Raw genomic sequence first — 12,941 nt, forward strand, 5'->3', positions numbered from 1 at the left:
CGATGGCGGCTCTCACCGTGCTGGTCCTGATCGCCCTCGCCTGCCTGATCGGGCCGGCACTGACGGGGCACGATCCCGAGCGCGCCTATCCGGATCTCCGGCAGCTCCCGGCCGGGCTGACGGTGCAGCCGGATGCGGCGCATCTCGGCCCGGCCCTGGAACGTCTCGCCTTCCGGATGCGCGTCCGGCTCGACGCGGTGGTGCGGGACCGCGATGCCGTGCGCCTGTCGCTGAGCTCCGACGCAGGGGTCGACCGTCGCAGCCTCGTCTATCTGCCGCGCTCGGGGCTGTTTGGTGCACCCGAGGTCGTGGAGGAGCGGGATTCGGGCCGCAGCCTCGTCGTGGCCGTGCCGCTCCGGCGCCTGCACTTCCCGTTTGGCACCGACATCCAGGGCCGCGATCTCCTCACCCGCTGCCTCGTGGCGGGCCGGATCTCGCTGGCGATCGGCCTCATGGCGAGCCTCGCGGCACTGCTCATCGGCGTTCTTTACGGGGCTGCCGCGGGGTTTTTGGGCGGCGCCGTCGATGCGGTGATGATGCGGTTCGTCGATGTGCTCTACGCCCTGCCCTTCGTGTTCTTCGTGATTCTGCTGCTGGTGTTCTTCCGGCCGAGCGTCCTGCTGATGCTGGTGGCGATCGCGGCCGTCGAGTGGCTCGACATGGGGCGCGTGGTGCGCGCCCAGACCCTGTCTCTGCGCACGCGCGACTTCGTGCGCGCGGCGCAGGCGCTCGGGCTCGATGCGCGGCGCATCATCCTGCGCCACATCATCCCCAACACGCTCGGGCCGGTGGCGGTGACCGCGACGCTGCTCGTCCCGCAGGTGATCCTGCTGGAGAGCTTCCTGTCGTTCCTCGGCCTGGGCGTTCAGGAGCCGCAGACGAGCTGGGGCGTGCTGATCGCCGAGGGTGCGCGATCGATCGAAGCGGCGCCCCACCTGCTCGCCGCCCCGGCGGCGTTCCTGATCGCCACGCTGGTGGCGCTCAACCTGCTGGGCGACGGCTTGGCCGACGCCCTCGATCCGCGTTCGGATTAGCGTCAGGCGAGCATCCGGATCGGGGATCCGGCGAGCCACGCCTCGATGTCCTCGACCGCCTGGGTGAAGAAGGTCCGGTAGTTGTTGCGCGAGACGTAGCCGAGATGCGGCAGCGCCAGCACGTTCGGCAATCTGCGGAACGGGCTGTCCGGCGGCAGCGGCTCGGTCTCGAACACGTCGAGGCCGGCACCGGCGATCCATCCCTCCGTGAGCGCGCGCACCAAGGCCGCCTGGTCGACGATCGGCGCCCGGGAGGTGTTCACCAGGATCGCGTCCCGCCGCATCCGGCGCAGGTCGGCTTCGCCGAGCAGGCCGCGCGTCCGATCGCCGAGGACGAGATGGATCGTGACGACGTCGCTCGCCTCCAGCAGCGCCTCCTTCGAGGCCGCCCGTTCGACGCCGGCCGCCGCGGCGCGGCCGTCATCGAGGTTCGGACTCCAGGCGATCACCCGCATCCCGAAGGCGCGCCCGATCTCGGCGACCCGGCTGCCGATCTTGCCGAGCCCGAGCACGCCCAAGGTCGCGCCGGCCAGATCGGTCCCGACCGTACTCTGCCAGGGTCCGCCGGTGCGGAGGTTCTGGTGTTCCAGCGGAAGCTGACGGGCGAGCCCGAGGATCAGCGCCCAGGTCAGCTCGGTCGGCGGCGTCGGGCTCGAGTCCGTCCCGCAGACCGTGATCCCGCGGGCCTTGGCCGCCGCGGTGTCGATGGCGAGATTGCGCATGCCGCTGGTGACGAGGAGTTCGAGCCGGGGCAGCCGCTCCAGCAGCGCCGCCGGGAACGGCGTCCGCTCGCGCATGATCACGAGGATCTCGGCCTGCTCGATGCGCGCGATCAGGGCCTCGCGATCCGCGATGTGGTCCGAGAGCGCCGAGACGGCGACTTGCCCGGAGAGGCGTCCCCAATCGGCGAGCGTCAGCGCCGCCTGCTGGTAATCATCGAGGATCAGGCAGGTTCGCATGGCGAAGACTCCCGGCGCCGGGCCGCACCTCGCGGCGCGGTGGCGTAGGCCGCGCTCGACCGTGGGTCAAACCGGGCCCGTTCACCGGGTCGCGGACGCAGGCTGCAGCGGACCGCGATGCTGGGCCAGGAACGCGAGCACCGCCGCGTTGAAGGCATCCGGGTTGTCCCGGTTCATCGCGTGGGCCGCGTTCGGGATGACGATGGCGGCCGGGATCGACGGGTTGCAGGTCCGGGCTGCCGCAAAGCCTTCGGGATAGCGCTTGGGACTGCGCTCGCCCGTGAGCGTGAGGATCGGGAAGCTGAACTTGGCGATGTCCGCGCAGGTGATGTGCCCGCGCTCGCCGCTGTCGACGCCGGTGCCGAGGTTGTCGATCAGGATCTCCTTCTGGAGCGCCGAGCGCTTCGCCCAGGTGCCGGGCCCGTTCAGACCGTCGGTGAATTCCTGGCCGGCCTTCTCCTTGTCGCCCGCGGCGAGGTTCTCCCGCAGCCGCGCGACCAGCCCTTTCACCTCGCCGGCCATCGCCTTGGTCCCGGGCGTCTCGGGGAGCAGCCCTTCCATCCCGCTGGCATCCTCCAGGATGAGGGTTTTGATCAGCTCGGGGTGCTCCTTGGCCACCGTCAGCACCACGGCGCCACCGCGGGAATGGCCGAGCAGGTGGACCGGGCCGAGGTTGAGCCGCTGGATCAGGGCCGCCACGTCGGCGGCGTGCTGGGCGATGGAGAAGTCGTCCGCGACGCCGTTCCAGCGCTCCGGATAATAGTGGCGCAGGCTGAGGGAGAGGACCCGGTAATCCTTCGAGTAGGTCGGCGCCTGGGCGTACCAGATTCGGTAATCGCCGAGCGAGCCGTGCACCAGGACGACCGGCTCGCCGGATCCGGTCTCCTGGTACGCGAGGGGATATCCGCCCACCGACACGGTCTTCACGCCATCCGGGATCGCCCATTGCGCGCGGGCGCCGGTCGGCAGGCCGAACAAGACCCCGAGCACAAGAGCCGCCATCGTCAGCCGCATCATGAAACCTCCCTGTCCTCGTGGATCGTCAGTGCGTGGTGTCCGCGCCGGCGAGGGCCGCGAAGGCCGCGGCCACGCCGGCGGCGCCCGGGTCCTGCACGCCCGCGAGATCGCCCGCGGCCAGGTAGCTGGACCGGCCGGCGCCGGCGCGCTCCATGCGGGCGGTGGCGGCGGCGCCCTCGCGCGCCGCCTCGGCAGCGGCTTGAAGATCGCCGGTCTTCAGGGCCTCGACAGCCGGGATCAGCGCGTCGAGGAGGGTCCGGTCGCCCCGATCGGCGCCGCCGTAGCCCTGGACCCGGGCTACCCCTTCGGCCAGGGCGTCCGGCCACGCCGCGCCGTCCGACAAAGCGGAGGCGGCGGCCGCGAAGAAGATCGATCCGAGCACGCCGCTCGACCCGCCCACGGCCCGGCCGATCCGTTCCGCCAGAGCCCGGCAGAGGGCGGCAGGATCTGCCTGCGGCAGCCGGTCGAGATCGGCCTTCACCGCGCGCGCCGCACCCGCGAAGGTCGTGCCGGCATCCCCGTCGCCGACCTTGGCGTCGAGGGCGTTCAGCGCCGCCTCGGCCGCGATCAGCGCTTCCGCAACGGCGGCGGCGATCCGGCCGGCCGTCACGGGATCGTGCGACGGGGCGAAGGCCTCGCCCGCGAGGCCGTCGGGCACCAGGCGCAGGACCGGCGCGGCGACCCGCACGGCGCCGGGCCAAGCCGGGACGGCCACGGGCGCGAGCAGCGCCGCTTCGAGCTCGTCATCGAGCGGGAGGACGGACAGCGAGGCGCCGTGCATGTCGAGCGCCGTCATCAGGGGGGCGGGCCCGAGGAGCAGGCGCACGCGCGACCCGAGTTCGGTGGCGAGCACGGCGCGCGTCAGGACCTGCATTTCCAGCGCGGAGGCCGAGCCCAGATTGTTGACGAGCAGCGCCAACCGGTTGGCGCCCGCGAGGGCCGCGGAGAGGCGCTCGCTCATCATCCGGGCGAGGTCGCTCGCTTTCGGCAGCGTGATCCGCTCCACCCCGGGCTCGCCATGGATGCCGAGGCCGAGCTCGGCCTGTCCCTCGGCCAGACGCTCGCTGCGCGGCGAGCCGGGGATGGTGCAGGTCGAGACCGCGATCCCCAGTGATTTCGCCGCGGCGGCCGCCCGGCGCGCGCGCGCCGCCACCGCCTCCAGCGGTTGGCCCGCCTCAGCCGCGTGACCCGCGACCTTGTGGACGAACAGCGTGCCGGCGACGCCGCGGGGCTGCTTGGCGTCCGGCAGCGCGATGTCGTCCGAGACGATGACCGTCTTGACCTTGTGGCCGAGGGCCCGGGCGCGCTCGGCGGCGAGCCCGAAGTTCAGGCGGTCACCCGCATAGTTCTTGATGACGAGCAGGCACCCGGCCGGGCCCGTCACCGCGAGGATCCCGGCCAACACGGCGTCGACGCTCGGCGAGGCGAAGACATCTCCGCAGACCGCCGCGCTCAGCAGGCCTGGGCCCACGAACCCGGCATGGGCCGGCTCATGACCGGAGCCGCCGCCGGAGACCACGGCGACCTTGCCGGGATCCAACTCGGCCCGGAGAACAACGCGGATGCTGGGATCGCCGTCGAGCCGGGCGAGGCGGCCGCCGCCGGCGGCCAGCAGCCCGTCGATGGCGTCGTTGACCAGGGTGGCGCGGGCATCGATGAAATGGGCCATGGCGTGACCGTCTCCGGATTCATCCGCGCCCTGGCGGCCGGCTTCGGCGGAGGGTCACTCCTTCACGGCACCGGTGAGCGCGGAGACGTAATACTCCACGAAGAAGGAGTAGAGGATCACGAGCGGCAGGGAGCCGAGCAGCGCGCCGGCCATCAGCGAGCCCCACTTGTAGACGTCGCCGTCCACGAACTCGCTGACCACGGCGATCGGCACCGTCTTATTCTGCGTTGAGGACAGGAAGGTCAGCGCGTAGATGAACTCGTTCCAGCACAGGGTCAGCGAGAAGATCCCCGCCGAGATCAGGCCCGGGAAGGCGAGCGGCAGGATGATCTTCGTCAGGATCTGCCACCGGCTGGCGCCGTCCATCAGGGCGCATTCCTCCAGCTCGTAGGGAATGGTCTTGAAGTAGCCCATCAGGAGCCAGGTCGAGAACGGGATCAGGATGGTCGGATAGGCCAGGATCAGGGCGATCGGCGAGTCGAACAAGCCGTAGGCCTGCACGATGGTGGCCAGCGGGATGAACAGGATCGAGGGCGGCACGAGATAGGCGAGGAAGATCGCCGCGCCGACCCAGCCGGCGCCCCGGTAGCGGACGCGCACGCAGGCATAGGCGGCCAGCACGCTCGCGAACAGCGACAGGACCGTGGCCGCCACCGAAACGTACATCGTGTTCCAGAGCCAGCGCGGGTATTGCGTCTCGAATAGCAGCTTGTGGATGTGCTTGAACGTCGGATCCACGACCCAGAACGGGTTGAACCGCTCCATGTCGATCAGCTGCTCGTCCGGTTTGATGGCTGTCAGAGCCATCCAGTAGAACGGGAACAGCAGCACGACGAGAATGACGAGGAGCGGCAGGTAGGTGGTCACCAGCCGCCGGGGCAGCCGCTCGAGATAGGCCATCCCTTCCGAGTTGTCGGTGATCCCGGCCGGCCGCGCCTCCATCAGGGGAGTGAGGTGCGGGTCGGCGTGTGCGGGCGGTGCGGGCGCGCTCATCGGTCGGACTCCCGGCCTGCCAGGCCCGGCGCTGCAGGCCGAACCACGAGATCCCGATGGCGGCCAGCAGGAACGGCACCATGGCGGTGGCGATGGCCGCGCCCTCGCCGAGCGTCCCGGACAGGATGCCCCGCTGGTACGACAGCGTCGCCATCAGGTGCGTGGCGTTGACCGGGCCGCCACGGGTCATGGCCCAGATCAGCTGGAAGTCCGTGAAGGTGAACAGGACCGAGAAGGTCATCACCACGGCGATGATTGGGGTGAGCAACGGCAGGGTGATCCGCGAGAAGATCTGCCAGTTCGAGGCGCCGTCGAGCGTCGCCGCCTCGTAGAGGGAGGGCGAGACCGTCTGCAGCCCGGCCAGCAGCGTGATGGCGATGAACGGCACGCCGCGCCAGATGTTGGCGAAGATCACGCAGGCCCGGGCCATGGCCGGCTCGCCCAGGAAGTCGATGTTGCCGTCGATGATCCCGAGATGGCGCAGCGACCACGAGATGATCGAGAACTGGCTGTCGAAGATCCACCAGAACGCGATGGCCGAGAGCACCGTCGGCACGACGAACGGGATCAGCACGATCGAGCGGATGATCGCCTTGAACGGCATGTTCTTGTTGAGCAGCAGTGCGAGATACAGACCGATCCCGAACTTCACCACCGAGGCGACCGCCGTGTAGAGGCAGGTGTTGAACACCGAGAGCCAGAACACGTCGTCGTCCCAGAGCCACTCGTAGTTCTCCAGGCCAATGAACACGCCGTCCCGGCCGATCCGGGCATTCGTGAAGGACAGCCAGATGCCCTTCAGGAGCGGGTAGGCCAGGAACAGGCCGAGGATCAGCGCGGTGGGCAGCATGAACCAGAAGCCCGCCCAGCCGCGGCTCGCGCGCAGGCGCGCCCAGGCCGAGCGGGTCGGAACCGCGACCGGGGCGGGCTGTGTCAGGGCCGTATGCGCCATGATCTCGGCTCCGCTTCCGGCTCAGGTGTTCCGGAAGATGCGCGTGGCCGCGCGCTCGGCGTTCTTGATCGCGCCCTTCACGTCCTCGCGGCCCGTGCAGTGGCTCGCGAACATGTCGGCGACCACGAAGTCGGCCAGCACCGCGGCGATGCGCTCGCTGACCGGCGCGAGTCCGCCGGCGGCGAGAGAACGCCGTCCCGCCTCGGCGAAGACCGCGTTCTTCGGGTCGCTCGTCCAGATCGGGTTCTTCGGATAGTTCGACAACGGCTCGCACAGGTATCCCTGCGCGGCCTCCAGCCACGGATTGTAGTTCGACGCCTCCATCATGAAGGCGATGAAGGCCTTACAGGCATTGGGCGCCTTCGAGTACTTGAAGGCCAGGATCGGATAGGCGAGCTGGAACTCGGTCGGCTTGCCGACGGGGCCGACCGGCCAGACCGCATGGTCCATGTCCTCGGCGAGCTTCGGGTTGTCCTTCTTGGCCGCCGCGTAGATCGAGATGCCGTTGTTGGTGAGGTACAGGTCGCCGGCCAGGAACGCCTTGTTGTTGGAGGAATCGTTCCACGACACCGTGCCCGGCACGAAGGTCTCGTACAGGGATTTCACGTATTCGAGCGCCTTGGCGGTCTCGGGCGAATTGATGACGATCTTCTCGTTGGCGTCGGCGAGATTGCCGCCATGCGCCCAGAGCGCCCAGTGGCACCAGGTGTTGCCGTCGCCGGTGGCGTGGCCCAGGGCGAAGCCGGCCGGCGTGTTGTTCTTCTTCAGGCCCCGGCACAGTTCGAGGAAGCCGGCCGTGTCGGTCGGGAACTTGTCGAAGCCGGCCTTCTTCATCGCCGAGATGCGGTAATTCGGGTAGCCGCCGTTGAACGAGACGGGAATGGCGATCCAGTTGCCCTTGACCTTGCCGTAGGCTTCCGCGGACGGGAACCAGGGGCCGTATTTCTTGGCGAGCGATGCCGCGACATCTTCCAGCGGCACGCACTTGTCGGGAAACAGTGCCGGGAACGAGAACAGGCCCCAGACCATGTCGGGGCCCTGCCCGGTATTGGCCGCGACGGAGGCCTTCGGCTGGATGTCGTCGTAGGATTCGTTGCTGACCGTGATCTTGACGCCCGTCGCCTGTGTGAAGGCGTCGACCATCTTCAGGAAGGCCTCCTCCTCGCTCGGCACGAAGCGCTTCCAGCGCAGGAGGGACAGGCTGGCGCCGGGCTCCGGCTTCCACTCGGCGGTCTGCGCCCAGGCCTTGGCGAAGCCCAGCAGGTCACCGCCGACGGCGAGACCCGCTGCGGCGGCGCCGGTGAGGAGGGAACGGCGATCGAGACCAGACATCAGGTGCTACTCCCTGGAGGATCGTCTGCCGCGGAGGCGCGGTGCCCCCGCCTGGTGGAGCGGTATGGCGGCGTTCAGTCCGGCAGGCGGCGGCCGGTCTCGGCGTCGAAGACGTGCACCCGATTCGGACGCACGAACACGGTCTCGCCGGGTCGCTCGCTGACGCGCTCACGCAGGACGCAGGTGAGGTCCTGGCCCGCGGCCCGCACCGCCAGCATGGTCTCCGAGCCGGTCGGCTCGACCACCACCACCTCGGCGGCGATGCCGTCCGGCGCGAGGTCGAAATGTTCGGGCCGGATGCCCAGGATGAGTGGCCGGCCATCCGCTCCCGCCGGCGCCGCATCCAAGGGGATCGACAGGCCTGTATCGCTGACGAAGACCAGATGGCCGTTCCGGCGGATCGCCCCGGAGATGAAGTTCATCGCCGGCGACCCGATGAAGCCCGCGACGAACAGGTTGTCGGGACGGTCGTAGAGATCCAGCGGCGGCCCGATCTGCTCGACCACGCCGTCGTGCATCACCACGATCCGGTCGGCCATGGTCATGGCCTCGATCTGGTCGTGGGTGACGTAGATGGTCGTCGTCTTCAGCCGCTGGTGCAGCTCCTTGATCTCGGTGCGCATGGCCACGCGCAGCTTGGCATCGAGGTTCGAGAGCGGCTCGTCGAACAGGAACACCTGGGGATCGCGCACGATGGCGCGGCCCATGGCGACGCGCTGCCGCTGGCCACCGGAGAGCTGGCGCGGGTAGCGGTCGAGCAGGTGCGAGAGCCCGAGGATCTGCGCGGCCTTGTTGACCCGAAGGTCGATCTCCGAGGTCGGCGCCTTCCGGATGCGCATCGAGAACGCCATGTTCTCGCGCACCGTGAGATGCGGATAGAGCGCGTAGTTCTGGAAAACCATGGCGATGTCCCGCTCCTTCGGCGGAACATCGTTCACGACGCGCTCCCCGATACGGATCTCACCGCCGGAAATATTCTCGAGACCGGCAATCATCCGCAGCAGGGTCGATTTCCCGCAGCCCGACGGGCCGACCAGGATCACGAATTCGCCGTCCCGGATATCCACGGACACGCCGTGCAGGACATTCGCCGATCCGAAAGCCTTGCGAACCTCGCGGATTCCCACCGAGGCCATGCTTCCTCCCGATAACGGCCACTCTGACGGCGGCTCTAGAGCTTCAGTACAAATGAGCGTGTGCAGGAAAGCAAGCGGGTGCCACGGCAAAGCTGCAGATAAACTTCAATCTGTCAGGCTATGCGCTGGGAGCAGGTGACGAGGCCGTCGCGGTGAAACACGCGACGGGCTGTTGAACGACGTGAAATGCTATGGATCGCCGCGCCGGCTTCGATGCCGGAGAGACGGTTCCGGAGCGTCGCGCGTGGCCGCCCGAGTGGCACCCCGGCCTCGGGACTCGGGCGCACCGCGGGCAAACATTCAGGGGAATGAAGCGCATGACGTCATCGGGTCTGACCGCGCAGGCGATTCTGCCGGCCGATGGATGCCGGGGAGCCCTCGTGGGCCGCGTGTGGCGGCCGGACGTCTCGGGCCCGAGCGTCGTGGCAATCCGCGCCGATGCGGCGGGCGAGGCGCGGGTCATCGACGTTACCGCCACCTTCCCGACCATCAGCGACCTGTGCGAGGCCCGCGATCCCGGCGCTGCCCTGCGGGCGGCCGAGGGCGCGGATCTCGGCAGGCTCGACGCGATCCTGGCCAACACCCCGCCCGATGGGCGCGACCCCGCCCGACCGTGGCTCCTCGCGCCGGTCGACCTGCAGGCCCTGAAAGCCGCGGGCGTGACCTTCGCCACATCCATGCTGGAGCGGGTGATCGAGGAGCGCGCCCGCGGCGACCTCGCCGCCGCGGCTGCGATCCGCGCCGAGGTCGAGCGCCTGGTCGGCCGCGACCTGCGCCGGCTGAAGCCCGGCTCGCCGGAGGCCATGGCGCTCAAGGACGTGCTGGTCGCGCAGGGCGCGTGGAGCCAGTACCTGGAAGTCGGCATCGGCCCGGATGCCGAGATCTTCACCAAGGCGCAGCCGCTCTCGGCGGTGGGCTGCGGCGCGGATGCGGGCCTCCACCCGGACTCGCACTGGAACAACCCGGAGCCGGAAGTGGCTCTGGCCGTGACGTCCGACCAGCGCATCGTCGGCGCGACGCTCGCCAACGACGTCAACCTGCGCGACTTCGAGGGCCGGTCGGCGCTGCTCCTCGGCAAGGCCAAGGACAACAACGCCTCCTGCGCCCTCGGGCCGTTCCTGCGGCTGTTCGACGACACGTTCGGGCTCGACGACGTGCGCCGCACCACCGTCACCCTGGAGGTCGTCGGCACGGACGGGTTTCGGCTTGAGGGGACCTCGCCGCTTTCCGAGATCAGCCGCGACCCGGAGGAGCTGGCCGAGGCGCTCATGGGCCGCACGCATAATTACCCGGACGGCGCTCTCCTCCTCCTCGGCACGATGTTCGCGCCGATCCAGGACCGCCACGGGCCGGGCCTTGGCTTCACCCACGCCGAGGGCGACCGGGTCGTGGTGGCGAGCCCGGAACTCGGCAGCCTGGTCAACCGCATGCGCCCGTGCGACGCCTGCGAGCCCTGGACGTTCGGCGCCCGCGCGCTGATGCGCAACCTCGCGGCGCGCGGGATTCTGTGACAGAGCGTCGGCCGTCGTGCCGCCCGAGACCGAACCTGATCCCGCCGAGATGATGCCGATGACCGACGCCCGCCTCCTCGACCGCCTCGCCGCGATCGTCGGATCGTCCGGCCTCGTCACCGGCGACGAGCTGCGCGGACGCTCGGCCAACTGGACGCGGCCGACCGAGCCCTGCGCGGCCCTCGCGCTGGTCCGTCCGCGCGACACCGCCGAGACCAGCGCGATCCTGGCGGCCTGCCACGCGGCGGGCGTTTCCGTGGTGCCGCGGGGCGGCGCCACCGGGCTCGCCGACGGCACGCTCTGCGCGCCCGACGAGATCACCCTCTCGACCGAGCGCATGAGCGGAATCGAGCCGGTCGACCCGCTGGGCATGACGGTTGTGGTCGGCACCGGCGCCACCATCGAGAGCGTGCAGGATGCCGCCGCTTCGAGCGGCCTGTTCTTCCCCCTCGACCTCGGGGCCCGCGGCTCGGCGACGATCGGCGGCGCGATCTCCACCAATGCCGGCGGCCTGCGGGTGCTGCGCTACGGCATGATGCGCGAGATGGTGCTGGGCCTGGAAGCGGTGCTCGCCGACGGCACGGTGGTGTCGTCCATGCGCCCGCTGATCAAGAACAACACCGGCCTCGACCTGAAGCAGCTCTTCGTCGGCACCGAGGGCACGCTGGGCGTCGTCACACGGGCAGTGCTGCGGCTGCGTCCGGAACCCGCGGGCTACGCGACCGCGCTGATCGCCTGCCCCAGCGTCGGCGACGGGGCGCGGGTGCTGCGGGCGGCCCAGAGCGCCTTTCAGGGGCGCGTCTCCTCCTTCGAGGGGCTGTGGCCCGACTTCTACCGGCTGATGACGGCGCCCGGACGCGCGACGCTGTAGGGAGTTGGAAAAAACTGCCCCCGGCGGCTGACAAATTCCCAATGCCAAAAAGGGGTTAGGCAAAACCCTGTTTAAATTACACACCCCCGTCCCGCGGAAAAAGCTACCCATCCCACGAATATGATCAGAATAAATTGCCCCGGCGCGTCAGACCCCGCGGCAAGGCGCACGAAGTTGTACCGCGGCGGCCATCCGGCTCCTTAGAGTCCGTCCGAGAAGTCAGGCTGATCGGGCGAGGCGCCTGACGAGGATCATGACGGCTGCGGCGTAGAGGAAGGCTCGTGCGGAGGCGAGTGTCGCTTCCGGATCCTTCCAGAGGCGTCGATTGCGGCTGATCCAGGCGAAGAACCTCTCAACGGTCCGCTGTACAACGTTGCCCTCTGCGAGCGTCGGCCTGATCCGGCCCGCTCGGGGGTGGTGGCACGCGGAAGACGATCTCGATGTGGCCATCATCGATCTCGATGCGCCGAACCATGAGACGAAGAACATCGCGCTTGGCCGTCCAGTCCAGAACGTTGAGGCTCTCGCGCACGCGAGCGGAGAAGAGCTCCAACTGGCCAACAATCAAGGTCAGTTCGCGCTCGGCTTCGCTCGCAGCCCGGATCTCCTCGCGCTGCTCCTCCAGTTGCGCCACCCGACCCCCTCAGATCGGCGATGCGCGGCTCGAACTCGCTCCGTTCGATCACGCCCTCAGCATAACCGTCGATGAGCCGACCGATCCCGCGCCGGAGTGTGGCGATCCGGCGCTCCGCCTCGCCCAAGTCCGCGGCACTGCCCACCCTGGCGCTCACCGCAGCTAAGCGTTGCTGGTATTCGTGGGCCACCCGCGCGGGATCGTTCAAGATGGCCTCGACCTCGGTCCAGACAGCGCGCTTAAGGCGATCGCTGCGGACGGGCCGGTTGGTGCAGACCGGCTTCCCATCGAACCGATGGCCGTCGCTGCCGATGCAGCGATAGGCACCGTAGCCGAACGTGGTCGAGCGCGGCGGCAGATCCTTGGGGATCATCCGCCAAGAGATCCCACCTCTCAGAACGTAGAAGATGGCGTTCAGGACCTCCCGTGTCGTCCAGAGCGGAGGCCGACCACAGGGCGCCGGCCTCGGCATCAGTGGCGCGATCACCGCCCACTCGGCGTCGGTCAGTTCGGTTTCATAGCGAAGGCCCACGCGGCTATGCTGCCGCCGGGTGGTCGGGGTCCACATGGCGCTTCCAAGTCAGGCTTCAGCACCCCCTGGAAGCATCGCCATCCCGGCCACTCAACCCCGCTTCAGACCCTTACCGGACGGGCTCTTAGGGGCGCGGTGCTATGATCGTGTCCAGCGCATGCCCGGCCAGCGATTGATCTCACGTTCCTTCAAGGCAAGGTAGACCGGATGCATGATCCAAGATAGCCATAAGTGCTCCGTTCCGACAGCTTCAATCACTCTTCAAATCCAGACAGCGACGGAAGCGGCTGGCGCGCATGCG

General features: G+C 69.1%; 10 protein-coding genes and 3 pseudogenes. 3 read left to right on the forward strand and 10 right to left on the reverse strand.

What is annotated here, in order from left to right:
- Nucleotides 1-2: 2 nt before the first annotated feature.
- On the forward strand, nucleotides 3-1,034 hold the full coding sequence (locus tag M6G65_RS16970; RefSeq protein WP_238195138.1) for an ABC transporter permease: 1,032 nt from the start codon (nucleotides 3-5) through the stop codon (nucleotides 1,032-1,034).
- Nucleotides 1,035-1,036: 2 nt separating this feature from the next.
- Here M6G65_RS16970 and M6G65_RS16975 read toward each other — a convergent pair whose 3' ends face one another.
- The 7 genes and pseudogenes from M6G65_RS16975 to M6G65_RS17005 form a co-directional block, all read right to left on the reverse strand.
- Nucleotides 1,037-1,993 (reverse strand): D-2-hydroxyacid dehydrogenase family protein, encoded by a 957-nt coding sequence (locus tag M6G65_RS16975; RefSeq protein WP_238194999.1) that lies wholly within the window; start codon nucleotides 1,991-1,993, stop codon nucleotides 1,037-1,039.
- Between the two features lie 81 nt (nucleotides 1,994-2,074).
- Nucleotides 2,075-3,010, reverse strand: coding sequence for an alpha/beta fold hydrolase (locus tag M6G65_RS16980; RefSeq protein WP_238195000.1), 936 nt, complete (start codon nucleotides 3,008-3,010; stop codon nucleotides 2,075-2,077).
- Nucleotides 3,011-3,035: 25 nt separating this feature from the next.
- Nucleotides 3,036-4,679, reverse strand: coding sequence for a dihydroxyacetone kinase subunit DhaK (locus M6G65_RS16985; RefSeq protein ID WP_250102593.1), 1,644 nt, complete (start codon nucleotides 4,677-4,679; stop codon nucleotides 3,036-3,038).
- 54 nt (nucleotides 4,680-4,733) lie between these two features.
- Complete coding sequence (locus M6G65_RS16990; RefSeq protein WP_238195139.1) at nucleotides 4,734-5,621, reverse strand: carbohydrate ABC transporter permease; 888 nt, start codon at nucleotides 5,619-5,621, stop codon at nucleotides 4,734-4,736.
- 49 nt (nucleotides 5,622-5,670) lie between these two features.
- Nucleotides 5,671-6,624 (reverse strand): annotated as a pseudogene (locus tag M6G65_RS16995) (carbohydrate ABC transporter permease); the annotation flags it as partial.
- Between the two features lie 21 nt (nucleotides 6,625-6,645).
- The gene (locus tag M6G65_RS17000) at nucleotides 6,646-7,956 is read right to left on the reverse strand and encodes an ABC transporter substrate-binding protein (protein WP_250102594.1); all 1,311 of its coding nucleotides are present in this window, start codon (nucleotides 7,954-7,956) and stop codon (nucleotides 6,646-6,648) included.
- Nucleotides 7,957-8,030: 74 nt separating this feature from the next.
- Nucleotides 8,031-9,092: an ABC transporter ATP-binding protein gene (locus M6G65_RS17005; protein ID WP_250102595.1), complete on the reverse strand. Its 1,062-nt coding sequence runs from the start codon at nucleotides 9,090-9,092 to the stop codon at nucleotides 8,031-8,033.
- 317 nt (nucleotides 9,093-9,409) lie between these two features.
- Here M6G65_RS17005 and M6G65_RS17010 point away from each other — a divergent pair, with 317 nt between their 5' ends.
- Both M6G65_RS17010 and M6G65_RS17015 read left to right on the forward strand, forming a co-directional pair.
- Nucleotides 9,410-10,603: a fumarylacetoacetate hydrolase family protein gene (locus M6G65_RS17010; RefSeq protein ID WP_238195005.1), complete on the forward strand. Its 1,194-nt coding sequence runs from the start codon at nucleotides 9,410-9,412 to the stop codon at nucleotides 10,601-10,603.
- 58 nt (nucleotides 10,604-10,661) lie between these two features.
- On the forward strand, nucleotides 10,662-11,474 hold the full coding sequence (locus M6G65_RS17015) for an FAD-binding oxidoreductase (protein ID WP_250102596.1): 813 nt from the start codon (nucleotides 10,662-10,664) through the stop codon (nucleotides 11,472-11,474).
- A 219-nt stretch (nucleotides 11,475-11,693) separates the two neighbouring features.
- On the opposite strand, the pseudogene M6G65_RS17020 reads toward M6G65_RS17015, so the two are convergent.
- The 3 genes and pseudogenes from M6G65_RS17020 to M6G65_RS17030 all read right to left on the reverse strand — a co-directional run.
- Nucleotides 11,694-11,831, reverse strand: a pseudogene (locus M6G65_RS17020) (IS5/IS1182 family transposase); the annotation flags it as partial.
- Nucleotides 11,827-12,108, reverse strand: a complete 282-nt coding sequence (locus tag M6G65_RS17025; RefSeq protein ID WP_043074888.1) for a hypothetical protein — start codon at nucleotides 12,106-12,108, stop codon at nucleotides 11,827-11,829. The pseudogene M6G65_RS17020 and the gene M6G65_RS17025, both read right to left, overlap by 5 nt.
- 328 nt (nucleotides 12,109-12,436) lie before the next feature.
- Nucleotides 12,437-12,676 (reverse strand): annotated as a pseudogene (locus tag M6G65_RS17030) (transposase); the annotation flags it as partial.
- Nucleotides 12,677-12,941: the final 265 nt, after the last annotated feature.

The organism is Methylobacterium tardum (genome assembly GCF_023546765.1).
Classification (GTDB): Bacteria; Pseudomonadota; Alphaproteobacteria; order Rhizobiales; family Beijerinckiaceae; genus Methylobacterium; species Methylobacterium tardum.

Coding starts and splice junctions, on each gene's coding strand:
- M6G65_RS16970 (WP_238195138.1), top strand. CDS start 3: ATGGCGGCTCTCACCGTGCTGGTCCTGATCGCCCTCGCCTGCCTGATC.
- M6G65_RS16975 (WP_238194999.1), bottom strand. CDS start 1,993: ATGCGAACCTGCCTGATCCTCGATGATTACCAGCAGGCGGCGCTGACG.
- M6G65_RS16980 (WP_238195000.1), bottom strand. CDS start 3,010: ATGATGCGGCTGACGATGGCGGCTCTTGTGCTCGGGGTCTTGTTCGGC.
- M6G65_RS16985 (WP_250102593.1), bottom strand. CDS start 4,679: ATGGCCCATTTCATCGATGCCCGCGCCACCCTGGTCAACGACGCCATC.
- M6G65_RS16990 (WP_238195139.1), bottom strand. CDS start 5,621: ATGGAGGCGCGGCCGGCCGGGATCACCGACAACTCGGAAGGGATGGCC.
- M6G65_RS17000 (WP_250102594.1), bottom strand. CDS start 7,956: ATGTCTGGTCTCGATCGCCGTTCCCTCCTCACCGGCGCCGCCGCAGCG.
- M6G65_RS17005 (WP_250102595.1), bottom strand. CDS start 9,092: ATGGCCTCGGTGGGAATCCGCGAGGTTCGCAAGGCTTTCGGATCGGCG.
- M6G65_RS17010 (WP_238195005.1), top strand. CDS start 9,410: ATGACGTCATCGGGTCTGACCGCGCAGGCGATTCTGCCGGCCGATGGA.
- M6G65_RS17015 (WP_250102596.1), top strand. CDS start 10,662: ATGACCGACGCCCGCCTCCTCGACCGCCTCGCCGCGATCGTCGGATCG.